The 25,211-nt window shown below is 29.7% G+C and carries 18 protein-coding genes; 8 read left to right on the top strand and 10 right to left on the bottom strand.

Going from position 1 to position 25,211, the window contains the following annotated elements; translation table 4 throughout:
* Positions 1 to 511 precede the first annotated feature (511 nt).
* The 4 genes from T384_RS0104740 to T384_RS06605 all read right to left on the bottom strand — a co-directional run bounded on the left by T384_RS0104740 (position 512) and on the right by T384_RS06605 (position 3,841).
* A complete protein-coding gene (locus T384_RS0104740; RefSeq protein WP_027120054.1) occupies positions 512 to 793 on the bottom strand; it encodes a hypothetical protein in 282 nt (93 codons plus the stop codon).
* A 488-nt stretch (positions 794 to 1,281) separates the two neighbouring features.
* Positions 1,282 to 2,151, bottom strand: a complete 870-nt coding sequence (locus T384_RS0104735) for a hypothetical protein (RefSeq protein ID WP_156933139.1) — start codon at positions 2,149 to 2,151, stop codon at positions 1,282 to 1,284.
* A gap of 176 nt (positions 2,152 to 2,327) precedes the next feature.
* Positions 2,328 to 3,590 (bottom strand): hypothetical protein, encoded by a 1,263-nt coding sequence (locus T384_RS0104730; RefSeq protein WP_027120052.1) that lies wholly within the window; start codon positions 3,588 to 3,590, stop codon positions 2,328 to 2,330.
* Positions 3,591 to 3,604: 14 nt separating this feature from the next.
* Entirely contained in the window at positions 3,605 to 3,841 is a 237-nt protein-coding gene (locus tag T384_RS06605; RefSeq protein WP_036499263.1) for a helix-turn-helix domain-containing protein, read from the bottom strand.
* Positions 3,842 to 4,479: 638 nt separating this feature from the next.
* On the opposite strand from T384_RS06605, the gene T384_RS0104720 reads away from it, so the two are divergent.
* Both T384_RS0104720 and T384_RS0104715 read left to right on the top strand, forming a co-directional pair.
* Entirely contained in the window at positions 4,480 to 5,070 is a 591-nt protein-coding gene (locus T384_RS0104720) for a hypothetical protein (RefSeq protein WP_027120051.1), read from the top strand.
* 689 nt (positions 5,071 to 5,759) lie between these two features.
* On the top strand, positions 5,760 to 6,755 hold the full coding sequence (locus T384_RS0104715) for a hypothetical protein (RefSeq protein WP_027120050.1): 996 nt from the start codon (positions 5,760 to 5,762) through the stop codon (positions 6,753 to 6,755).
* 9 nt (positions 6,756 to 6,764) lie between these two features.
* Here the strand turns inward: T384_RS0104715 and T384_RS0104710 are convergent, their stop codons facing one another.
* Positions 6,765 to 7,697 (bottom strand): DUF4268 domain-containing protein, encoded by a 933-nt coding sequence (locus T384_RS0104710; RefSeq protein WP_036499260.1) that lies wholly within the window; start codon positions 7,695 to 7,697, stop codon positions 6,765 to 6,767.
* A 678-nt stretch (positions 7,698 to 8,375) separates the two neighbouring features.
* Here T384_RS0104710 and T384_RS07040 point away from each other — a divergent pair.
* Positions 8,376 to 10,490 (top strand): type IV secretion system DNA-binding domain-containing protein, encoded by a 2,115-nt coding sequence (locus tag T384_RS07040; protein ID WP_052663560.1) that lies wholly within the window; start codon positions 8,376 to 8,378, stop codon positions 10,488 to 10,490.
* Positions 10,474 to 10,863: a hypothetical protein gene (locus T384_RS0104695; protein WP_027120048.1), complete on the top strand. Its 390-nt coding sequence runs from the start codon at positions 10,474 to 10,476 to the stop codon at positions 10,861 to 10,863. Before T384_RS07040 ends, T384_RS0104695 begins: the two co-directional genes overlap by 17 nt.
* A 67-nt stretch (positions 10,864 to 10,930) precedes the next feature.
* Here the strand turns inward: T384_RS0104695 and T384_RS0104690 are convergent, their stop codons facing one another.
* The 5 genes from T384_RS0104690 to T384_RS0104670 all read right to left on the bottom strand — a co-directional run bounded on the left by T384_RS0104690 (position 10,931) and on the right by T384_RS0104670 (position 16,521).
* Positions 10,931 to 12,697 (bottom strand): AlwI family type II restriction endonuclease, encoded by a 1,767-nt coding sequence (locus T384_RS0104690; RefSeq protein WP_027120047.1) that lies wholly within the window; start codon positions 12,695 to 12,697, stop codon positions 10,931 to 10,933.
* Between the two features lies 1 nt (position 12,698).
* The gene (locus T384_RS0104685) at positions 12,699 to 13,958 is read right to left on the bottom strand and encodes a DNA methyltransferase (protein WP_027120046.1); all 1,260 of its coding nucleotides are present in this window, start codon (positions 13,956 to 13,958) and stop codon (positions 12,699 to 12,701) included.
* Positions 13,940 to 15,148: a DNA methyltransferase gene (locus tag T384_RS0104680; RefSeq protein WP_245595161.1), complete on the bottom strand. Its 1,209-nt coding sequence runs from the start codon at positions 15,146 to 15,148 to the stop codon at positions 13,940 to 13,942. The genes T384_RS0104685 and T384_RS0104680 overlap by 19 nt, the downstream gene beginning before the upstream one ends.
* Positions 15,149 to 15,322: 174 nt before the next feature.
* Positions 15,323 to 15,706 carry a hypothetical protein gene (locus tag T384_RS0104675; protein ID WP_027120044.1) on the bottom strand — a complete coding sequence of 128 codons (384 nt, stop codon included), beginning with the start codon at positions 15,704 to 15,706 and terminating at the stop codon, positions 15,323 to 15,325.
* Positions 15,707 to 15,711: 5 nt separating this feature from the next.
* Positions 15,712 to 16,521, bottom strand: coding sequence for a ParA family protein (locus T384_RS0104670; RefSeq protein ID WP_027120043.1), 810 nt, complete (start codon positions 16,519 to 16,521; stop codon positions 15,712 to 15,714).
* Positions 16,522 to 18,463: 1,942 nt separating this feature from the next.
* Here T384_RS0104670 and T384_RS0104665 point away from each other — a divergent pair.
* The 4 genes from T384_RS0104665 to T384_RS06595 form a co-directional block, all read left to right on the top strand.
* Positions 18,464 to 22,267, top strand: a complete 3,804-nt coding sequence (locus tag T384_RS0104665; RefSeq protein WP_027120042.1) for a hypothetical protein — start codon at positions 18,464 to 18,466, stop codon at positions 22,265 to 22,267.
* On the top strand, positions 22,267 to 22,638 hold the full coding sequence (locus tag T384_RS0104660) for a hypothetical protein (RefSeq protein WP_027120041.1): 372 nt from the start codon (positions 22,267 to 22,269) through the stop codon (positions 22,636 to 22,638). Before T384_RS0104665 ends, T384_RS0104660 begins: the two co-directional genes overlap by 1 nt.
* A gap of 6 nt (positions 22,639 to 22,644) precedes the next feature.
* Complete coding sequence (locus tag T384_RS0104655; RefSeq protein ID WP_027120040.1) at positions 22,645 to 24,420, top strand: hypothetical protein; 1,776 nt, start codon at positions 22,645 to 22,647, stop codon at positions 24,418 to 24,420.
* Between the two features lie 2 nt (positions 24,421 to 24,422).
* The coding region (locus tag T384_RS06595) for a hypothetical protein (protein ID WP_036499257.1) at positions 24,423 to 25,211 on the top strand (789 nt) is incomplete at its 3' end.

Below are 25,211 nucleotides of genomic sequence, written 5' to 3'. Positions count from 1 at the left end.
CCCCGATTGATGAGATACACCCCTGCATGAAACCATGCTCATTTCCGATTGCCTTACCTGTTGTTACCAAAGGAGGCTCCCTTGCTTTCCAACAAATCCAACTAAAATAAATTTGAATTTGCTGTTCCACCACCCATTAACCATTTAAGTCCTCGTGGGAACATAAACTGTGGACTGAACATACATTAATTATAAATTAAAAAAGAGAGTTTACCACCTCTTTTGGTTTTAAAATAGCCCGTTCTCCTATCCCAGTGTATCGGGTAGGTACCTCGATTAAACGATTTAATTATAACAAAATAAAAAAACAGGGAAGGTTCCCCTGTTAATTTATGGTAAAGTAAGTTATACCTTTGTTCAATTAGCAATTTTCAGATAGAAGTCAGTTTTTTGGAGTCTGTGTCGACCCCCTACGAGCGATACCACTAACTTTTTATCTATCCAAGATGAACCTGTCTGCTAACTAACCTCGTCATTGAGTAATTAAATTATATCAAAACAGCTTTAAAAATTAGGAGGCGGATTTCTTAAATTGTTTATTAAAGTTTTGTTGTGTTGTTTTGTTTAGCTTTGAGTTGCGTTCATCAATCATTCTTTGAATATATTTTTCAAATCTTTGTATTTCTTTTTGTCAGAACTTAAGAACTTCCTCAGGCATTTTTCTTTCAGGTCTGTCATAAATACTTAGTTTAAATTTAAGTGCTTTTATTTTGAATTGATATTCTTTTATTAAAGTGTCGTAGTCGTTTTTATTTTTTGGATATAGAGGATTAAGCGGTTTTTTTCTAGTCATATTACTACCTTATATTTAATTAGTGTTAGGTATTTAATAACAATTAAGAAACAACGGAGTGTCAGTATAACAAAATAAAATGCAGGTTCGAGTTCTCCCCTGCATTTCCCAAGCACTCAATTTTGATAAAAAGATAATGCTATCAGCCAGTATAGTAATTTTCGAGCAAGAGATTAAATTTTTAGTGGGTTCAAATAGCCCTAATAAAAACCTGTATCTTCATTTTTGCTTAGGTGAGAATTGCCTTACTATAAGACTTTCTTACGATAATAATTATAACAAAAAACCTCTCTCCGAAGAAAGAGGTTTGTATATGTTATGGTGTGCTTTATTGAGGTATCGATATAAAGTATGTGTTTTTGGAGATAATATAAACAAAACCTCGCAGACCATAACTCTGTTATTATAAATATTTAAATTCTGAAAGCAGTTCCCTTAAGTATAAAAGACTTCATACCTAACCTTCCCCGGCAAGATATTTGAAAAATTTATTTGATATATTCTTTTTTACCTTTTGAACTAATAAGATTTAAATAAAAATAGGTGCTTTTAGGTTGTTTGAAAATCTCGCAGAACTCTTGCTCACTAAAATTGTATTTAGAAAAACAATCAATAAATGTATCTTCATATAGCTCTGGGCGTTGAGATAAAACTGAAGCGATCACTTGCTGGACACGGGATCTTGTTAATTTAAATTTTCTACCGATTTCGGCCATTGAATACCCATTTAAACATTTCTCTCAAAACGCCAGCTCTTTACCTTTTAATTGCTGTGAAAAATCATTTAGCCACGGGAGCCATTTCATAAAAATACTTTTTGAAAAATGAAGAATTTTGTGAGTCACCAATTTTTCTAAAACAACATTAACTACAGATGTCTCTCTTAGCTCTGCAGGCAAAATGTTAAAAATTTGGTTTTTATCTAATTTAACAAATCGATTTTTAAAGTATTTTTTTAAAAAGTAACTTATTAAAATTTCTTTAACTGGTTTTGTTAATAACTGATTTACTTTTTTTAATGAATCTCAATTAATCTTGCAGTTATATAAAAAGCTTTTAATTGCAAACAACTCATGCTGATAAACACTATCATAATCACTTATTTTTAAAATGTTTTCATCCGGACAATCTAAAAACCATATAAGTGAATTTATTTTGTTATTTGCGAGAATTTTTTTAGTTTTGGGTTTTAATTCAAAATCATTTAGCGACAATTCTTGAAATGCTAAACTTGAATCCTCACCTTTAACAAAGCTTAAACACAAATTTAAGTTAATATGATTTAGTGATTCAATATTTGTTTTTATTGTTTTAAAAGTGTCTGGACCGATACCTTTTAAATTTTTAACTTTATCCAAAAAAAGCGGATTCAAATTACCAAGAAAACAAATATTGGCCTTTTTTAAAATAAACTGTTTCCTTTTGCCTAGATTCAAAAAATTTAAAGAACTTCCAAGTTTGATGATTCTCATGGTAAACAGATTATAAATGTAATTTCTAAACGAATAGAATTATTCAAAAGACCTGATTACGTTTATTTAATTTGTTCAAGAATAAAATGATCATTAAACACACCCCATCAAGTGTTCAATGCTTTGTGGCATTGCCCTAAGTTTTTTTTAATTTCACTTCTTACAAAATATTGTTTTTGAAAACTATACAGTTCATTGATAATAGGAATAATCAGCGAAAACACTTGATACAAAACTATTGTTTCCGTATTGGACAATAATCTTAAATCTGTTATATGTGTTCAAATATTACCATTTTTGTAACCACGTTCTAAATTGTTAGCAAGAATCGCGCTATCTTTATTTTTCATTTTAAAATAGTCAAAAATATCACTTAATTTCAATTTTATGATTTTTTTTGATGACAAAAACTTTTCGGATTTCAATAACCAACCGTAAAATAAAAAATCTGTTTTTATAGCGCGTTTTGAAAATGATTTATATTCATTTTCAAATGGCTGTGGATACGTATTATTGCTACTTCAATCCAGTTGTCATTGTTTAAACTTGTTATATTCAGGAAAAGATTTAGGGTCATCCATTAGAAATCAGAATGTAACAAACATTTCTATTAAGCGCCGAATTGATAAAAAAGCATTCTCTGAGTATCCACTACTTAAATCTAAGTGGATTACCTTCAATTGTTTTAAGAAAACTGAATTCCAAACGAAAAATATTTCGGATTTATCTTTTACTTTATAGGTTAAATTGCAATTTTCTCAAGTGTTAAGGTAGAGAAACAATCAATACACTAATGGATGATAGTAAAAATCACATTCTGGAATACTTGGTAAAGATCCCTTAATTGTTAAAGGCTGAAACATTTGTGGAAACACTTCATATCTAATAAAATCATCTATGTCACACTCTTTAATTCATTTTAACTGCTGAGGTTCAGTTTTATTAAGGTTGTAAAACTGGTAAGCACCTACTATGTAATTTAAAACAAATAAGTAAAAATCATCGCGATAATCAAATGATTTAATCCGATCTTTTTTAAATTCCAAAGGAATCATCGGGTTATAAGGTAGGTTCTTTAACTTTTCGTAAATTTCAAAAATACTGGATCATTCTGAAGGGTGCAAAGCTTTAAATCATTCCCAAACCTTTTCTAAAAAATCTAAATTGATTTTATTAGCGTAATAATTATTAAATGCTTTCTTGTTTTCTTTGGAAAGAGTGCCAAAATCACAACTTATTAATTCTTCGAGTTTTTTGTAGTATGACCTTTGCCTGTGCAATCGGTCGTATTTGTTTGTCTTTTCGTCAAAATCGTCATTATTCATAAAATAACGTCTAATTATTCTAACGCCCAATCTAAGGGAATCTTTAAAACTCGGGCAATTTTAATTGCATGTTCAAATACAAGATGCTTTTTAGAAATCTCAATTTTAGACAAAGTCGACCGACTAATACCAGTTAGTTTAGCTAATTCAGTTTGAGTAAGTTTCTCTTCGTTTCGTTTTTGTTTCATTACTTCAACGAACTTTTGTGAAAACTCACCACTTATAAGCTCTTTATTAAAAGAATTATACATCTTAACAGTTCCTTAATAGATACATTAATATTAACAAATTATTCAGTTTTTTGTTCCAATGTGGCTCAAAAAATGATTTTGTGTGTATAATCTATAACAGTTTATTAATATGAGCGAAAGTAATTAATTCGCTTTAAAACTTAGTAAACTTTTGCAAAAGTAACTAAATCGATCAAAAAAAAGCAAAAAAAATTATTCTTATTACCAGTAAGAATAACCACGTTGTATGATTTAACTTTTGCAAAGATAGGATTATTTTAGCACAAGAATTAAAAAAATAATCAACAAATTGTTGAGAAATTCGAAAATATATGTTAAATTTTTTAACCCAAATCCGTAATTATCGACTTTTTTAACTTATAATATTACAAGTTTATTAATCATATTAATAAGCTTTCACAAATTGGAAACCGAAAAAAAGCAAAAAAAATAATTCTTGTTGGCGCAAGAATTAAGATTTGGCTGAATAAGCAATCACAAATTGTTGTATAAATTATATACTAATTTTTTGTGTTTTGCAAAAATAATTTACTGCGATGAATGCCAATTCTATGTCATTCTGCAATCAGCTGCAGCCAGTTTTAATTATTAAGGTATTCAGATAAGTGCCAAATTTGTTTTTTTTCTCCGTGGAGAAAATGTCAAATTTAACCGCAAACAAATACTACAAAAAAGATCTTGTGGAACTGTTGAATAATGCTTCACATGGACAAAAACAATTGATTATCGCCCAACGGGTGCAATCTTTCGTTTTTACGTTTTACCAACATAATCGGAAAAATCCAAAAAAAGTTTACAACAAATCTTTAACAACCATGTTTAAAGAGCTCAATCCTTTGTTTGTTAATTTGGATGATGAATATCAAAATCTATATCTTTTTCATAATGAATATGAAGAAGAACACAAAGAAGATTATGAAACAGTAATTAAGCCAGCCCTTAATGCTTGTTGAAGAACTTTCTTGTATGCAATTGCAAGGCTTAAAAAATATAACCTGGTTTATCACAGATGAGATCCAACTTTAGGCCAATATATTTGATCAATCCCTTATCTAGATTCACAAAAAATGAAAGAAACGCTTTGAGCTTTCTTGAAATTATTTAAGTGTTATAAAAACTACAAAAAGAAGTTATTAGAGTTCCTTGGCTTATACCAGGATGATGACCTTGATTCATTGTTTGATTGAGAAGATCCTCCTGACGATGAATTAGCTGCTGCTACGGCCTAAGTAGGGCTTACCAACCATAGCACAAGCATATATTTAAAGGTAAATGCCCCAAAAATAACCAGCTCTGCCTGGCGGTTTTTGCATGCCCTACATCTAAAAATTCATAAATCTTGCTTCTTTTTAAGCTAGAAAGTAGGATTTTTGTTCGATTCTTGCCTTTGTTTAAACAATTTTTTTGGTCAATTTTCACTAAAAATCTTGTTGCTTTTCACTACTTTTTTAACAATTTTCACTAAAAACCATACGGTCTTTCACTAAATTCGGGCAGGCCTTTCACTAACTTGAACTATCGCTTTCACTATATAAAGTAATTAAAAAACAAATAGAAATCTCATAATAAGTTTAACTAGAAAGAACTTATAAATTCTAAGTTATATATTTATCATATATAAGCCTTTTAAGGATTCCCAACATAAACTCTAACGAATTCTCTATAAGAGAGATCTTTTAAAACATATAAATGCTTAAAATAACAATTAAAACTATTTTAATCATTTTCTGGAATACTTATTACATAGTAATAAGGGCTTCGGGTTTGCGCAGCAAATCCCAAGCCCACATCATAAATTCAGTGCTTGGGATTTGCTGCGCAATCCCTTCGCCATATGGATGTGGGACTTTTTAAAAATGATTAATAGTAAATAAAATAGATATACTTAATACAACTATCTAATAGTTATCGAGACCATATGAAGAACTATAACGTTCATGAACCTGCCAAACACTTATTAATACTATTAAGTAAGTTTGGATCACTGACATTGGCTCAATTAGCAACCTTAGATGACACTTCGCTGACGGCAGTTCATTTAAAAACAAACCGACTAATAAATAAGAAACTAATTTTTAGTCGCAAAAGCAAACACTCTAAACTTTTGTTGTTTGCCATTAGTAACAAAGGATTATCTTACATTGAACAACCTAAAGGGGTTGCCAGTAATTTCTACTGGCAAAATATAAACCATAACGATGGGGTTATTAACGTCATCAAGATGTTAGGGTTAAAGACAGGTGAATATTTAACAGACAAAGAAATCCGGGCGAAGCGTTCTAATAAACATGAGCACCTTCCTGATTTGATGATTTTGAAGTTAGTTAAACATGATGGATATGTATTTACAGAAAAAACTGCCTTTGAAATTGAACTAACTTATAAATATCCCAAAAGTGTTTATAACAAAATCTTTAAATACTTTAACCAGGCATTAGATGATGGTCAATATGATCAAGTTGTCTATTTATGTTCTGATCAGGTTCATGAACGATTATTAAAACTTCAGAAAGCTATTTATTTCCATAACAAGATTTATTTGCTTAATTTAACAGCTTTTTTAAAGAACCAGGATTTTGTTGGGTTGAAAACAGCACAAGTAGAACCAGCCAAACCAAAAGCTTTGAATAACGAAGTTTTAAACGAAGCAACGGTTTTGGGTCTTAACGATTCCCATTCATTTGATTTGAAGCCTTCTAAGGCACAACTTCAAGTTGAGACAGACAATGTATCAAATGATGATGAGATGTTGTCTGAAAGCGAAAAAAAACGGCTTTGAGCGCTATATCTGGAACAAAAAACCGAAGAAGAATGAGAAGTTTTTGAGGATGATGGTAGTCTTTTGACTGAAAATGAAAAAAAATGCCTTTGAGAAGAGTATAAAAAGAATAAAAGCCATTCAGTTCAAGAATAATCTTCAAAACTACAAATGTTTTTTGAATTCCTGTTTCATTTTAAGCATAGTTTGTATTAACCATTCAAATTGGTTAGGCCATTCTTGTTGATTATTTAGTTTGGCATCTTTTTGTATTATGATGCGGCTTGCTTTCCTATTAGGCAATTCTTGCCAGTCGAATGATAAACCAATGTTTTTTTCGATTTCTTGTTTCTTTTGTTCTAATGAAAAAAACAATTCTTTATCATCATAAATATAAAACTCGACACCCATTTGGTCATTTTGATTAGGAAGGAGTAAAGTTATTTGGTAGCGTGCCGAACCAATACCGAATCCTAAATATGAATTTATTGTGGGGAGTTGTCGTTTAAAGTTTTTACTAAAAGAAGGATTTTTGGACGAATATTCAGCAAAGTTTTTTCAATAATCAAATCTGGATTGTGATAAAGGACTTTTCAATTCTGATTTCTTTTCTATTTTCATATATCCGTTCGGTTCCTCGATTACTTCAAATTTGACAGCTGGTTCAGAGTTACCAATTTTAAAAAGTTTAACCTCGCAAAGAAAAAAGTCAGTTTTATCGTTAGTAACATCATTTAATCATTTAATGGCAGCTCTATGTTCATCGCGAGCATGCTTAACGACTCAAATTATAATGCTTGCGGATTTTCCAGAAGCATATGTTATTAGTTTTCCAAGGTGGTCATGATCTGTATTAAATAATTGATTTTCGATAATAATATTTCTTCCAGTAACTTGCTCCTTGGCTAATATATCAGCCTTAAAGCTGCCAACTGTTGACTCCGTTTCGAGAACTTCGATATCTAATCCCACTGCATCACCTAACAATGCAATGTTTCCTTCTTCTGCTAATCATGGGGTGAAATCAGAAGCCTCATGTGTTCAAATTTTAGTTAAATCTTTAATTTCTACCAGTTTTTTTAAATTAACTTTTGCCATTATTTGTTTCCTTTGGATTCTGTTTACATTAAATAGAAAACCATTTGCAATATTATATAAAATGTCTAATGATAATGTTTTAATCACTTTCTCATTGGCTTAAAATTAAAACTTCAAAAAATGACATAACTAGTTAAAAAATAATTGGACAGTAAAAAGAAAGAATATAAGTAAGCTAAAACCAAGGTTGTATAATCACCATACTAGTCTGATAAACGAAAATTTTATTTAAAATCATCGAGATTTTAAAAACTTCCTGTTTAAGATATTTGAAAATGTATTTGACAGGAAATTGTTATCGATGGTTTTAACGCAAAAAATAGAAGCACAGCTATTAGAAGATAAGAGATTAGGTTGGTTATGAACCACCAAAGAAAAAATGAATACCCAGATGATTCTGTCAGTGTTTTTGAAAATAAAACAACTTGACATTTATATCTCTATTGGGCGTTATTAGGAATAATTTTCTTTTGACTTTTTATACCAACATTAATAGCATGAGTTCTTGTGCGTTGGGTATTAACAAATCTCGTTTATAAAAAATCAAACAGTTGATGGTTTTTAACTAATCTGCTCTTAGTAAATGTAACTAGTTTTATTTTTCTAGGTCTTTGCATTTGAAACTACATTATTTTAAAAGAAGAGCAAATTAATTTTTTTGATCTCGAAGGAAGGCATATGACTGGGGTGAATATTGCACTTAATTTTATTGCACTAATGCCTCTTGTTTTATTTGCTGGTTTTGGTTTGTTTTTTACTGGACATTTTGCAACGAGAAAGTTTTTCTATCAAGTTGAATTAAAAGAAATTCAAAAACGAAATTTATTACTTGAAAATGAAACCTTAGACAAAAGTTATTTTGAAGAGAAGAATAGAAAAGCCAAAATATTTTTCTTTACTGGTTTATACAGAAATCTTCAAAAAAAGCTTTCTGAAATAGTAGATCCCGCAATCAAAGGAATTAAATTAAATCAGAAAGTGATTATTCCTGATGAAGCTTTAAAACAACCAGTTTCAGTTGTGGGAGCAACTGGATTTGGGAAAACCACAACATTATTACATTTTTTAAAATATGCTTTTGAAGAAAATATTCCAGCCATTTTCATTGATGGTAAGGGTGATCAAAACTTAATTAAAGATCTCTGCCTAATTGGGAAAGAAAATAACTTGAAAATAAACACTTGAAGTATTGAAGGCAATTTAGGAAAACAGTTTAACGAAGTAGCTTATAACCCTTTTAAAAATAAAACAGATAATCAGATTGTTAGTTTATTGATGGAAATGCAAGGATATTCAGAATCGGTAAGACATCAAACCGATGCAACGTATTACCGACAAATTGAAAAAGCGATTTTTGATCTTGTTGTTCCTGTATTATCAAAATTAAAAATATCGATTGATTTTGTCACTCTCACTAAATATACGAATAAAGAAAATTTTAAAAACTTGGTGACTTCAAGAAGTTCAATAAGAAGACTAAGGCCCGAAATTCACGATTACATTTTTCAAATGTTAAATGAAGTCGGTGAATCCATTAATCAAATTCTAGTTCAATTATTAAAAACCGAATATCAGGATCAAAAGTCTGATGACTGCTTTCCATATTCAAATCAATACTTTAAGTTTCTAGAAAATCTTGTGAGTAACTCGCTTTTAACCGAATACGATTGTTATATTAATCTTATTCCATTTGTTACTACTTATCCTGGTGACACGATGCTTTTCCCAGTTGTTTATTTGAAAGTTGCAGATAATAGTTTCTTGACACAAAAAATAATTTTCGAATATCAAGTATGATATGAAAAAGAAATTGAGCAGATAGATGAGCGACAATGACAAACCACAAACTTAAAGTTAAAGTCTTTTGCTACTGGCTTAAAAATGATTCGTGGGAATGGAGTTGGATTAAGCGACGTTATTAATCGTAAAGAAGAATATAACTTACTGTATTTTAAGATTGCTACTCTTGAAGACACAACAAACGCTAAGGCAGTTAGTGACATTATTATTCAAGATATTATGCAAAATGCATCTTACAACCAAACCCAGGGTCAAACAATGATTATCTTAGATGAATATAGTGCCTTTGGGAGTAGTTCTCTTTCAACTTTGATATTACAAGCACGATCATTACGATACTCCCTAGTTTTAAGTTACCAAGGGATTGGAGATTTAGTTAAGATGGGAGATGAATTTAAAAACAATGTTTTAAACAACTCTAATACTTTTATTGTTCATAAAGTTCAAGAACCCGAAGGGGCTGAGGAACTATCAAAAATGTTTGGAACTAAAAAAAGTGTTATTTCTACTTTTCAATTTGGGGAAGATATGAAAGAGGGATTAAATTTAACTAATATTGGGAGTCATCGAGTTGGTGATCAGTTTCTATTTAATCCAAATGTTATTAAAAAATTAAACGTTGGTGAAACAATTATTAAAACTATTGATGTAAAGCATAAGTATTTGATTTATTGTGAAACACAAAAGATAGATTTACCAATTTGAAGTAAAAAAATAACTGTAGAAAAAAAATTCTATGACGTTATAACTGATTGAGCACAGCTTGAACCTTCAAAAATTTTAAACAAGAATGAAAATTTGGAACGGATATATTTGTGTTATTTGGGTGTTGGAAAATGAAATGATGATTTGACAAAGTTAAATCGAAACGTTTGATTGGATGGAATGGCGCAATCTTTAAAAAACAAAAATTACTCAGCATTAGATTTGCTTTCAAAAATAATCACTAATAAAAAGAAAGAACAAATAACGGAAAATGAAAAAAGGAAATAGTAAAACTCACATCTTTAAAGAACACTTTGGAATAGCCACATCAGCAGATTCAAAAGGTTTTCTTATGGTTAAAGAAATTTTGTTAGGAAGTGAGGAGTTTGTTTTTATTGCGAGCCCTAGCACGGTTATTAACATCAATAAAAGTAAGTGGTGTTTATTTAAACCTATAATTTTGGATATTGAATTACCTTTTTTTATAAAAAAAAACTGGACCATTAAAATTGAAATTTTATTAAATAATTTTTTTGTAATGGTTAATTTAATCAAAATTAGAACGTGTAATTTCAATATTTTAGAATTGGAATTTTTATACAAGGCAATAGAAAAAAATCTAGAAGTAAGTTATCTTAAAATTGGAGATATTATTCGGTAAGAAGAGAAGTAAAAAATTACAAAAGCAATTATATGAAGGTAATTGTTTAACAATTGTAATCTTGAATTTACATATCAACAGTATCTATAAACTTGGACAATAAATCGCTTTTTGACCGAGCATTTAAAATTTTGATTAACGTTCTATCATCAATGCACAATATAGGTATATTTTCAGATTTTAAAATGCTTTGCATTGCAGCTGTATTCCGACGATGTATTTCTGGAGCACAAAATATACCTAAAACTTTTTTATTTTTGGTTGTTGAATTTCTATATAACCGAATATGATCAGGAACAGATGCAGCCTCAGCTGAGAATTGCTGCGACTTAGACTTTATCGCTGTAAGCTCTAAAACAAAATCATAGTTGTTAATACGGAAAACAATATCAGGATTTCCAGTTTTACCTCCGGGTGCTGGAGAAGGAAGTTGAAATTTTCCAATTTTTCCATTTCAATATACATCATCAATTATTTTCTTATTTTTAAGCAAAGATAAAAGTTTGAAAAACAAATACTCATAATAAGCGCCACGAAGAGATTTATTTTGCGTGTAATCGTCGCCCGTTAATTTTTTTAAAATATCTAAGTACTTCAAAACAGATGGAGAAAAATTTCGTGAAGTAGAATGTAAGATAATCTCTTCTGATAAATTAGGAAAATTTTCTTCCTTTTTATATGATGAGAGATTTGAGAATTGAAGATTGAAATTATTTTTGCTATAGGAAGGGATTATATTTTTTTCGTTTAGAACATTTGCATTTTCTAAACTTGAAGAAATTATTGTGTAATTTTCATTCACAAAAAGCGGTAAAGAAATGGATTCTTTACTATTAACTACATCCATACCTTGAATATTTTTGTTGGTGTCAAATATTTGGAGGAAAAGATTTATTTCTGAGCAATTAGTTATTGTGACAGCAGTTGGTGGAAAAAATCTCTCTGGGTTCCCCATATAATTTATTCATAAATCCAAGTTATTTTTGAAGTCGAACACAGGGATATCTTCATACTTCTTTAACAAATTTTTAGCATCTTCAACACAATTAGATTTAATTTTTATGCAACTGATTTTTTTATTTGAATTTGAAGGAACTGTTTGGAATGTTTCTATAAGCCCAGTTGTTTTACATATTTTTTCATAATAAGAAGCTGAAGAAGCTTGCACCAAAGAAATATTTCCAAGGTGTGTTTTTTTGAAGTTGTCAATAATTGTCTTTCGATTTTCTTTTGACAAATTTCTAAACATCTTAATCTCTTCAATTTTCAAAGCAAGTTCACTTTCATCTTTTGTTTTAAAAAGAAAATACGCCATTTCTTCTCTATCTAGATATTCCAAATTTATTAGTAACTTTAAGGTAAATCTAAACGGGAAAATAAAAATATTTTCACAATCTTTAAGTATGATAGGGTTAGTAATTTGTAACTTTTCCATCTGTTTCAAAACAACAGGAGATTCTGAAATGAGATTAGTTTGCTTTGAGCTTAATTTTCGAATTTTTACAATCTGATTCTTATGAGCTTCTAGTAATTTGTAGCCAGCTTTTGTTATGCAAACAGTGCTTGGTGTTTTATCATTATTTATATAGACAAAAGCTAAATACTGCGGGATGGATGCAAGCAAAGTTCTAATTGATTGATTGTGAATACTTTTTCCATTTTTTGTAGCTCCAAAATTACTCAAATATGTTGCTAGACGGTTTTGTTTATGTTCGTTTCATGTAGATGTATCGTAATTTGATTCAACAATACCGTCAATCAAACAAATTGTCTGATGCAAATTTCCTCTTTTAGGTATTAATCAATAATCTTTTGGTCTTTCTTTTTGGGCCATGTTATTCTTTCTCTTTTTTTAAGCACAGAACATAATCATATTTGATTTCCCCACCATTTCCGTTTCTGGGTATTCTTATATGTGGGTTTCTAATAGCATATCTAAAAACGTAATCAAATTTGAAACCAATTTTTTTTGCAATATCTTTTAATATGTTTCAACTTTCTATTACAATTTTTCGAATGTTACTATTTCCTATAACAATTACGTAGTGTCCTTTAAACTTTAATCTTTTAAAGACAGATTGTAAATTTTTTTTCATGTCCTCGAAAAATTTTTTAACTACAAGCGCTCTTTTCTTATCGATTTTAAATATTTCTTTAAAACAACTTTTTAATAATTTACTGTCTTGCAAAATATCTAATTTTCTTTGCTCAGTTTCGATGTTAATTTGTTCTGTTCCGATATATTTTTTTTTATCTTTTTTTAAATCGTTTTCTTTTTTATTACCTAGCCACAAATTTTCCAAACGCAGGGCTCGAACATAATCAAAAGCATTTATATAAGGTGGGGAAGCGACAGCTAACGAAATTTTTTTAATAATTTTGAATTTCAAAGCATCCCCTTTTAATAATTGTATTTTTTGGTTTCTTTTTACTCTATTAAAATCTTTTAATAGATTTAAATATCTATTAAAAACTTTAACAAACTCTTCAAAAACGTTATATTCTTTTTTTGGAATGCGTGTCGAAACATATGGCTTAGGGGAGATGTGGTCAGAAAATGAGCACTTTTTAATTATAGAAATAAAACAAATATTTAAAAAACATCGTTGTTTTGAATTTTTAATATTTTTATTGAAAAAAGCAATTTTTCCTAAATCGTTTAAATTTTTCAAACTAAATCAATGGTTTAGATTGTGTATTTCAGGTATACATTTTTTGCTTTTTTCATTTAAAACAAACTCGTTTAATTTTTTTAAAAGTTTTTTAAGCTTTTCATAATCGACTTTTCTAAATTTTAGAGATTTTGCTTTAATGATAAGTTTAGCAACATCGTCAATCTCTGTTCCATAAGCTTGCCTATTATGAATAATAGCCTCTAAAAGAGTTGTTCCACTTCCTGCGAAAGGGTCAAAAACAACATCATTATTTTTGGTGAACTTGTTTATCGCTCAACGAGGGATTTCGGGAATAAACTTACAGGGATATTTGAAAAAAGAATGTGTGTACGAGTTAGGGTTGGGCTGCAAAATAATAAAAGTTTTATTTTTTAAATTGTTCAATGGAAGTTTTTTTACTGCTAATTCTTCGTTAAACATACAACGCTTTCCCTTAAGTATTTTTTTAAATTCTTTGTTTTATTGTATTGTTGAGAACTGGTTATTATATAACGTCCAATATTGATGGAATTAATTTTAAACCCAATAGATCTTGCGTATTCGGCAATGATTAAGTCAGTCGGGAACACAATGTTATTGTAGGACGAATTTCCTATTATAATACAACAAAAGCTGTTTTTTGAAAGAGCTGCATAACAATTATTGATACAACGAAACATATCACTGAAATAAAGTTTAAGCATTATGGGGATTTTTGGATCTCAGAGTTTTTCAGCAGATAATTTTGACAGCAAAAAATTTAATGTCGATGATTCTATAATATTTGAAAAATCTTTTAAATTCGATGATAAATTAGATCTGAGTGTTTTTTTTCTTAAATCTTTTAATTCTGAATAATTTGAAATAAAGTCCCCAAATCATAATTCCAATTTGTATATTTCAGTATAATCGAAACAATTTGCGTAAGGGGGGGAAAATATTATTCCATTGATTGAAGAGTCTTTTATATATTTTTTCATGTTCAGGCATGTATCGTTAATAAGAAAAGGACTTGTTGATGCATTTTTGTTATGCAAAATATCATCATACATTTGTTCATATGAATTTAAAAGAATGTTTAGAACTTCATAAATTGAGGCTATTTTCTTCTTCTTCTTTTTGATTTTGAGTCCATTCCCCGCCTTTCGGTAGTTTGAAAAAAATTCTAGATTTGATAGTCAGCCTAATTTCAAAAGATTTTTTATTTTTTTAGAAATTTTTAAATTTTTTATAAAAAATCAAATTTTCATATAGTAAGTTTCAATATCTTTTTCAAAAACCTTGTATGCGAAAGACAAAAAGGGAAGTTGGTACGAAATCTTAGAAAAGTCGACATTTTTCATTTCATTTATAATTTTTCGAAATTTTAAAATGTCCTTTTTTGTGTAATTTTCCAATTTACATTGTGATAAAAAGTATGAAAAAGGGTTTACTTCAAAACCAATAGATTTAAATCCTAATTTTTTTGCAGCAATTAATGTAGTGGCGCCTCCCATAAATGGGTCCATAATTATTCCTTGCCGGAACTTAGAAAATTTGTTTATAAGAGACTCCACCATAGAAATAGAGAATCCTTCTTTGTATTTAAACCATCTCTGATATGACGTATTAGATTCAGAAGAATAATTCATGTCAGTATTATACGTAGCTTTACTGTTTAAAGGGTAGTTTACGGTGAACTGGCGTTCTATATTTTCATAAAATTTTTTTGTAAGCATTAGAAAGGTCGTTAAGCTAAATATTTTTTTGGTGAGATTGTTAACAGAATTTTAAAAACGTTTTTAATTATACTAAACTTGTTTATATTATTTTTTCAAATTCTTTAATCCAACTTCTAAAAACTTGACAATTACAGTATTAACAGTTGTTCCTGCTTTTTTAGCAACCGCTTTTAATTCATTATGAAGACTAGTTGTAACGTAAATTGAAAATGAAGTTTTTGCTTCGCGGGTATTAGCATTAAAAAAGTCTGCTAGTTCTCTTGTATCAGCCGTATCTATTTTTGGTTCAAGTATTTGTTCAATTTTTTGTTCTTTTTTTTCAATTTGTTTTGGTTGAACAACTGGCTTTTTTTCTTGAACTTTTTCATCAGACTCTTCTGCTGCTATGATTTCTTTAGTCTTAAGATCTTCTTGTTGCTTAAAAGCTAAATCAGCAAGAGTTAATTTTTTCTTTTTATCGTTTGCCATTTTATCTATTCCTTAATTTGTTTTGTCGGTTGAGTGGTTATTCTTTTATGTTTATCTGTCAATAAATACGCAGCAAGAGAGGCAAACTCTTCAATGTTACGGTGTTTGCCTTTAATGAAGCTTAATGGAAGCTTTTGATAAGCGACAGCGGTTTCATTTTGGATTGAATTTGAAATCCATTGGTTGAACCAATGGAAAGTGATGCCATTTAACTTTTTTTCAAACTCAGTGAAATTTGATTTTGTGTCAGCTGTAATCTCATTATGAAGAGTGCTTCGCTTATTATATCTAGTTCAAACAAAATAAACACCAAAATTTTTCTTGAATTCCATGCTTTCCAATGATTCCAAAATAGCTTTAGCTCCATTTACTGATTGATACTCTGGATTAGTTGGTATTACTAATTTGTCTGATTGCATCCAAAGACTAATGATGAACCGATTGATAGCTGGTGAAGTATCAATAATAATGACATCAAATTGTTTTTGCAAAGTTTTCAAAAGCTTAATCATGCCATCAATTTTTACCTGGTCATCAATAAAAGAAATCTCTAAATTGGAAGCAATGACGTTTAGCATTGGGTTAACAGAGAATCCACACTTTAACGGATCAATCTTCGGATTTTTTAAATAGTCAGCGAGGGTTCTTTTTAATGTATCGAGTTGATACCCAAATTGTAAGGCGATATTTCCTTGCTGATCTGTATCGACGATAACGGTTTTCTTTTTGAAATCTACCGAGAAGAATTTTGCTAAATTAGCAGCGATGGTTGTTTTTAACACACCGCCCTTGTTGTTAGTTATAGTAATAATCATTTTTTTACCTAATACATTATATATATAAATTTGTATAGAAACAAACAAATAAACAGTTTTTTAGTTTGTTTAAAAATTAAATTAATGATTTATACATCTATAATGGGTTCGAAGTTTGTGATTAAAAAGAAAAAGAATGGATTTTCACCCATTCTTTTCCATTATTTTGTTGTGTGACTACCACACTTCCGAATAGAACTATGCCATTCGGCTTTGTAACCTCACGATTACAACTTCTGTAGGTAATGCCAACCACAGACAATTTTCTTCTTGATTAACGCTAAGCATTTTATAACAATCAAGAAGCAACATAGTAACAGTATAACAAAATGATCAAGAAAAAAGCACGGGAGCCTATATACTTGACCGTGCTTGAACATTTCCGATTACCTATCCTATTGTCGCCAAAGGAGGCTCCCTTGCTTTGAAGAAGACTTTGACATCTTCTGCTCCACCACCTATTAACCGTTAGAACGCTACGAGAGACAGACTAATTGTGGACTGCTAATGATTAAATTATAACAAAATAGCCAAGAAAAAAGGATATGGTATCTTACATGACCCATATCCCTGCATATTGCTATGCTCATTTCCGATTGCGATACTCACGTTCTCACGAAGTCGCTCCCTTACCGTAACATGATTGCTCATGGTCGTGGTCACCCATTAACCGTCAAATTCCACGCTGGGAGAGATGACTGTGGACTAAATCTGTATTTATTATAGCAAATAGAATTAAATATAAATATTTAATTCTTGCCATTTTTGTAAATAGAGGTTTTTTAAACACTTATATATAACTAATAGACCGAATTTTAATTATATTACATGTAATATAATTATTATATCATACTTCTTAAGTTCATTTGATTGCTTCTTTTCTATACTTAAAAAAGGGAATCAAATTATGTAAAAAACTAATAAACTAATTTTTAGTTTGTTTTTTTGTTTGTGAATAAGTTTGTATATGTAACTTAATTTTAATCTATTAATTAGTTTATATGTTTGTGTATTTGTTTGTTTTTCTAATTATTAAAACTAATGAATAAACAATATAATCAACAGACAACTTCTCTGTTTATGGATATGTTTGTTTCTTAAACATATTATCTGTTTATCTTAAAATTCTTATATCAAAAAACAGTTTGTCAGTTTGTTTTACAAACATAAAAACTAACAGTTTATTTGTTAGTTTAACTGTTTTATATTCTGTTTAATCATTAAACTAATTTAAAAAACATATATTTCCTTTTATTTTATTTATCTGTGATAAAAAGAATAATAGTAATCATAGATAAACATATTGTTTGTTTTTGTGTTTGTTATTTTGTTTGTTTTTTCAACACATTGTTAGCTAAAATATATGTTTTACAATTCGTGAGATAAATTGTTCTGTTATCAGATAATTAAACAAACTAACAATTTGTTTATATGTTTATAATTTAGTTTATTTTAAAAACATGTTGTTTAATAGATAAACAGTTTATTAGTTTGTTTTTAAATTATTATTTAATATGCACAAACATGTTATTTGTTTCTATGTTTGTTTTTCTGTTTATTATTTTGTTTGTTTCTTAAATATATAAATCGTTTTAGGGTTTGTTTGTAATTCAATTTTAAGTTGAATAAAAAAACATATAATTAGTTTGATTTTATGTTTGCCGATTTGTTTAAAATATACACTAATTTATAAACAGACTGTTTGTGTGCTATTAATTCATTTGGAAATAACTAACCCAGAGAGGCACATAAAATTTTAATAAGATAGAGACTAATTATTAAAAATAACATAAAGTTGCCAATAATCTTTTTTTATTTGAATTTATCGAACGCTTTTGATTAACATTATTTGACTTTTTTATAATCTAATTTTTACAAGAATCTTTAACTCAGAATATAAAATCTAAAACGGAATCCATGAAAGTTAAAGGATTCGAATATTATGGTGCATAAAGCTAAAAAAAAGAAAAAGTTGTATTGATGCTTTTCTTTGCTAGCCGCGGCTACCATCACGCCATTTGTTAGCGTAATGGACTTAAACAAACCAGCTGACACTAAAACAAACATTTTTAGTCCCGTAACTCAAGATGCTATTCAGCCCAGTCCTGTTATAAGTAATATACTGACACCAAGCCAACAACTGGAAAAGAATTTGAATCAACCTAATGGATTAACGCTTAATATGAACAACCCGACCATTGGTGTTCATGATGGTTATAAAGAAATTGATCCAAACCTTGCAGGACGAGTACCACGTGAGGATGTGTTTAAGGATTTTGAGTATGTTAATCCCTATCTTTTGACAGGTGTTTTTTATGAAAAAAGACGATTTGGTTCGATTTTAAGCCGAGATTTTAGAGAAAAACTCATTAATTATTTTCGTCAGAAAAAAGAACATCAAAATGCTTACAAAAAATTTGCCGAAGATACATTTAAAAAACAAGTATTAGACCCTACAGGATTAGATTGAGATGAAAATGGGGAAATTAAAGTTGTGCCTGTAAAGAACATCGTTCCGAAATTTACTAAAAATTTATCTAATGCTTATATAAACAATGTTGTTTCGAATACTAATCAATATAGAATTGTTTTAAGAGAACCTGTTAGCAACAATTTGGAATACAGAAATATCGATGTTGATCCTAATTTGGATTTTGATCGTAAATTAGAAATTATTAATGAACATTTAAAAGGTCAATGACTATTGCCGATTGATGGTTCAATTAAAACATTATGAAAAAAAACTAATTTTTTTGAAATAAGACTTGAAGCATATCATAATCAAAAGTGAGAAGAAATCGATGAGTGAAATGATTTAGATAGAGCAGAAGAACAACCTATTATTCTTATAACAGATTTAGACAGATTGTTGAATTGATACGATATTAGAACTGATGACGAAAATGCGCTTTTGCTTAAAAAAGAAGAATTAACTACAGGAATAGATAAACTTGATTTTGCAAAACTTAATAAGAAGATTCCTCTTAGTTTAAACCTTCAAGATTTTTTCATTTTAGGCAATAAAATTATTCAAGGAAATTTGATGCGTGATTATTGGCACAATTTTATAGACCAATTATCTTATGTTTCATCTTTACAACATAATAGTCAAGGTAATTTAGAACATTCATACCTTGCGATGTATTTGAAAAACGCAACCTCAAAGGATTATGTTTCGTTTTTTACTAATGGTTGAATACAATTAAAAGAAAAGGTGTTAAATAATGCTTTTGTAGCCAATGTATTAAAATTGGCAACTTTTAAAGTGATCTTAGGAGCGGGTTGGTTTGATACGGCATTAACTTTAAAACGTCCTCCTGTTTGGTATTCTGAATTTTTGCCATTTTTGTCAAAACAATTCAAAATCGACCCAACGTTTGGAGCATCCGCTCAAAAAAACGAGCAAAAGAAAGGTGTTTATAATAAAGAAGATGAAAGCAAAGTGGAATTAAAATTTGCTTTCAAGAATGAATTTGCTAATTTAATAAACGAAATAGACATCTACAACGCATTAATCAGCCCAAAATTAAGTAATAAATCCAAGGTTCATCCGATGAGAAATGTGATGGATCAAGTGGTTGAAAATGTAAATAGTGACTGGAATAAAAACCCTAGAAACGTAATTAATAGTGAATTATTGGAAAGCGACAAAATATTTCTTGATAATTTTTACAATTTTAAATATAGTGGTGAAGAAATAAATTCACTTTTACAAGTTCGGGCAAAACCTCAGACTGCAGCGGATTATTCTTCGCTGGTGTCTAAAACAAGCAATTTAATTCCAAAACTATACGAAAACGTTTTTAAAGCCCCGTTAAAAAATCTTAGGAAAGGCAAAAACTGAGAAGAAAGTGGTGAGCTCACAAGTAGAGTATTATTGGATTTACCCACCATAGTTTCACAAGTTTTAGCAAACAAGACAATAAGTGCTGATGTTAATTATGGAGTTCCTGAAAAAAATGTAAAAGTAGATATTTGAAGTGAAAAGGGTTTTAATAAAATTCCGCTTTATCCAAAAGATAGTAGCTATTTAAATTTAAACAATACTCTCGATAACAAACTCAAATTAACACTTTCAAATTTTCATTTTTCGAGTGCTTCATTTAGTGATGATAATACAAAATTCCCGCTTGCTTCTTTTGAAACTGTATTAAGTGATTTTAATGAAAAGTATCCAAACCAAAATACTCTGAAAACCATTCAAATTGATAACCCAGATGCTACTGTTTTCAATTTTGATGAAGTGCCAAGAAAACAAATAGCCTTGCAATATGAATTAAATTACCGAGAAAATTATTCACATTATAATCTTTCTTCAAATGAAAGCGGCGTTGCCCTGCCTGAAATTAATGCTATTCCTGTGATTGACCCAAATAATGGGACAGCGCTTGATTACAAGAAATTAGAACCTGAAAAAAATATCATTGAAAATACTATTGACAACTATTTCTCACTAATTAATCCTAAAAATTATAAACCTGGCAATGGTTTTAGAGTTACTACAAAATTAAGACCAAAGGAAATTTTAGATGGCAAAGATGAAGCGCTAAAAGTAGCATTGAAAAAAGTTCAAGAAAATAACAAATTGAATTTTGAACCAGATAATTACAATGGAGTTTTTTACTATGTTGTATCGTTAGCCAATGCTTATAATTTAGGCTCATTACAACGCGATGAACACCCTGCAAATTTTATGTGATATTTAGGTGATGGTAATGTAAAAAGTGTAAGCTTTTACCTACTCAGATTTGAAGCCCCCACTAAAATTTATAGTATTAGTGACTTAAAATACGATGCAAAAGAAAAACAATTATATCTAACAAACAAAAACATAAATTTTGCCAAATATACAGCATCGTTGAACAACAGCGCTAAACAAGATGAACGATTTTTGTTTTCAATAAATGGAGAACCATTAATGGCCAATAATTCTAATGGAATGTATTCGGTTTGGAACTATTCAATAAATAAGAATGTTGTTTTCAAAAAACCTGATCAAAATCCAAAAATAGAAGCAAACGCTGTAGCAGATTTATTGACAACTACTTATCCTAGTTTAGGAATTGGTTTTAAAGATAACTACATTACTTATAATGAAAATAACACCATTAGCATCTATGTCTCAAGCGTCAACCCTTCAAGCCTTGAATTTGAATCTGAGAATGCAATCGAAGATGCACAACCAGAAAACTTATTGCACGAAGCAGAAAACAACAAAAATGTCAATGGTTACTGAAAAATCAATTTAAAAGATACAGCGACCCAAACCTCTGGTTCGTGATTGGTTCCATATAAAAAAACAGATTTATCTAACAACACAGAAAAATATGAAATTTTGTTTGATAAATCACCTGATGCCGCAAATCTCAAAATTATTTTATTAAGCAAAAAACACAATTTACTAAATAAATTTATAGATCAGTTAAACCAATTGTTTGTTAAAAAAGGTATTAGTAACAAAATTTCTGAAAATGCGGAGAAAACTTTGCAATATCAAGAAAAACAAGACACTATTCCTTTTTTCCAAACCAAAGCTCTCGATGAAAATGCTAGTGGTGATAATAAAAACCCTGCTTCCGATATAGGTAAAATAACAGAACTTTCTTCTGGAGCAAAAATTGGGTTAGGGGTTGCCTTACCAACACTTGCAATTGCAATGTTTATAACTGGAATTGTCATCTACCGCAAGAAAAATTCAAACCTCATTAAACTTACTAAAAAAACAAAATCAAAAGGAAAAAAATAATGCAAAACTTAGCCAATATGTTTGGGTTCACCCGAAACGTTGTGGCCAATATTTCAAATGGAATGGGATTAAACATTGAAGAAGCTTACACTACAAATGTCACTGGAATTTTAAACCTAGTTCTATTAATTTTAATGATAGCCGGAGTAGTTCTTTTTATAACAATTCCTGTGCAGTTAGCAACTGCTAATTTTAAGCGAGCTGAAAATCAAAAAGAAAAGCAAAGTTTTAAAGCGTTTGTCGCCAATGATTGCAAAGGTCGTTTTATTGGTGCTGTTGTTTTAATCTGTTTGCCCGTTATTGTAATTATCGTCTTACAAATTGCTGGTAGCGCCTTGCCTGGACAATTAAATTTAAGAAGCGTTTCGTAATAAGTCATGTTTGCGATTATCGGATTAGTTTTCGGGGCAGTAGTTACAACCGTAATGGCATTTATTGCCTTACCCCTAGCTTATCTGGCGGGAGTGGTAGTGCCTTTTAAACTAACAAATATTTTCTGAAACGGATTCAATAATTTCGCTAGTAGTAATTTGGTTAACCTGACCCTTAATAGTGGTAATTTAAGCAGTCAAAAAATAACGTCATTAACCGCTACTAATGGAACAGTTTATGATTTGAAAATAAACTTTGACTTTAATGACAATATCATTCTTAAAGTTTATGCTATCATCGCTGTTTTTAGTGTTTTCATTCTGATCTTTTCAATTGCTGTTGCCTATGCAAGAAAAAGTTTTATCAAACTTAATATTGGTGACAGTAATTTATCGCCAGCTTTAGCATATGTTTTATATTTCTTTGTAGCAATTTTGGTTGTTCCAGTTTTCTTTTTTGTGTTGAATTTAATTGTGTCGGTTTTCGTTCAAATTGTAACAACCGGGATTTTCAATTCCACTAATCGGCCAACAGTTAACCAGGAGTCCATAAATAAATTCTTTGAACCCTTTAACCAGGGTGTTAAGCAAGATGACATTAATGCCTATATTAAAGATCTGGAGCGGATGCGTGATAGTAGCAGTTCAAATGATGCGATTAAGCAACAAATTAACCAATTAATTTCAATGGCCCAGGGCACAGGCACAAATAAATTTGGTTTTGGTTTTTTGTCTGCAGAACAAATTGAATTATTTAGGTCACAATCAGCATCCAATAGCAGTGAAATTTCCCAGGCTTACAGCAATGCGAATACTGTTTTAAATAACCTCCGACAATCACAAACCAGTTTAAATAGCTTGATTTCATCTTATGGCGGTGATTGATCATTATCAAATGAAGGCGAAACCGCCTATAACAATATACTAAGTTTTTACAATGGGTTTTTAGGAGCACGTAGTGCAGCAACCTCATCAGGCGGTGGAGTTAGTGATTTTATTAATGTTGCTGAAACAAGTAGTTTATTTCCATTAATTATTCCATTGCACAAAACTATAACTGGAACAAATGGTAGTGACTGGGACAGCATTAATCGGATTGATTTCGCTAACATCTTTGATATCGATAATTGAGTTCGATTATCAGCAGGAGTAATTGTGGCATCAAGCCTATTAACCTTTATGTTACGTTTTGTAGTGAATGTTGTGATGCGTTTATACATTATCATTGGGCTATTAGTATTTAGCCCGTTTATGATTGCTTTTGGAACGATTGATTATGGCTATCGAGCAAGGCAATGGTTAAGTGAAGTTATTAAAGCTTTCTTTGGTCTTTTTGTAATTTATTTTATAACCGTTTTCTTTGTAAGCGTCACAACAGCAATTGTTAACCCAGTGATTGCTTTTTCCGATCGTAGTAATGATGGCTATACAATTTGAAGAATTGGATTCGTAATTCCCTTAGTCTTAGCAATGCTTTTCGGGGCCGATATGATTATCAAGTATGTTAATAAAAATTTATCTGTCGGAAGAATTTTGAAAAATACTGGATCGAAAGCTGATAACTTTGATAATGCTAATTCCAATTCTAGTAATGCCGGCGGTCAAGGGTATCGTCGTGGTTCTGAAGCATTCTCTAATCGAATCGTAGGAACTTATAACAGTAAAGATTTACAAAAATTTGCCCGGAATAGTCACGAACGTTTCAAAAACCATAAAGCCGGGAATGGATTCAAAACTAATTCGCAATTAAAAGGGTTTAGAAAAAGTGGTGGGAAGAAATAACAATGGAAATTAATAATTCATTAAGAAAAGCTATTCCCCCAATTTTAAACAAGAAAAGAGCGTTGGGTTTTTGGTGATTAAACATTAGCGATGTTTTTGCATTAGGAATTACTGTAATTATTGCAGCATTAATAAGTATTCCAGTCTTTATCTTTGCTGGGTTATGAGGTTTTTTTCCTTTGCTAATCATTTTATGCATCGGTGGAATATCAATAATAAAAATTGGTGACACCAGCTTCCACATCTTATTTTTAGTCTATTTCTTATGACTAGTTCGCAAGAAAAAATACGACCAAAAAGAACTTTCTATTATTGATGAAAAATCTTTGGATAACGAAACAAATGTTGTTGAATATATTAACGGAGAAAAGGTTTATTTATTTGAAATCATTGGTTGTAATACTTCAAATTTCGGTGACATGGAAATCAATCATTTCCAAGAAACTCTAAAGCAATTTTTTAACAATACATTTGACTTTGCAATCTACAAGTTGGATATCCCATTTAACTTTGAAAATTTTACGGAACGAGCAAAACTTATTGTTGATAAAAAGTTACAAGAAAAATATCTTTCTTTTTTACAGGAAAAAATTGTCGATGAAATTAGTGACGAACATAAAACATTTTTGATTTTAAAGAATATGAAGTCAGAAAATATGAAGCAAATTGCACGTAACTTAGCAAGTGCCTTAAGTTCAGAAAATGTTGAATTGATTCCAGCAGATCAATATTCAAAAAAATTTATTTTACAAAAGGTTTTTTTTCATAGTTTGCGCATTGTGGATGTTCAT

The sequence above is a fragment of the Mycoplasma testudinis ATCC 43263 genome, assembly GCF_000687795.1.
GTDB lineage: Bacteria > Bacillota_I > Bacilli_A > Mycoplasmatales > Mycoplasmoidaceae > Mycoplasmoides > Mycoplasmoides testudinis.
The sequence above is the reverse complement of the archived record's forward strand: the minus strand, read 5'-3'. Positions and strand labels throughout refer to the sequence as shown.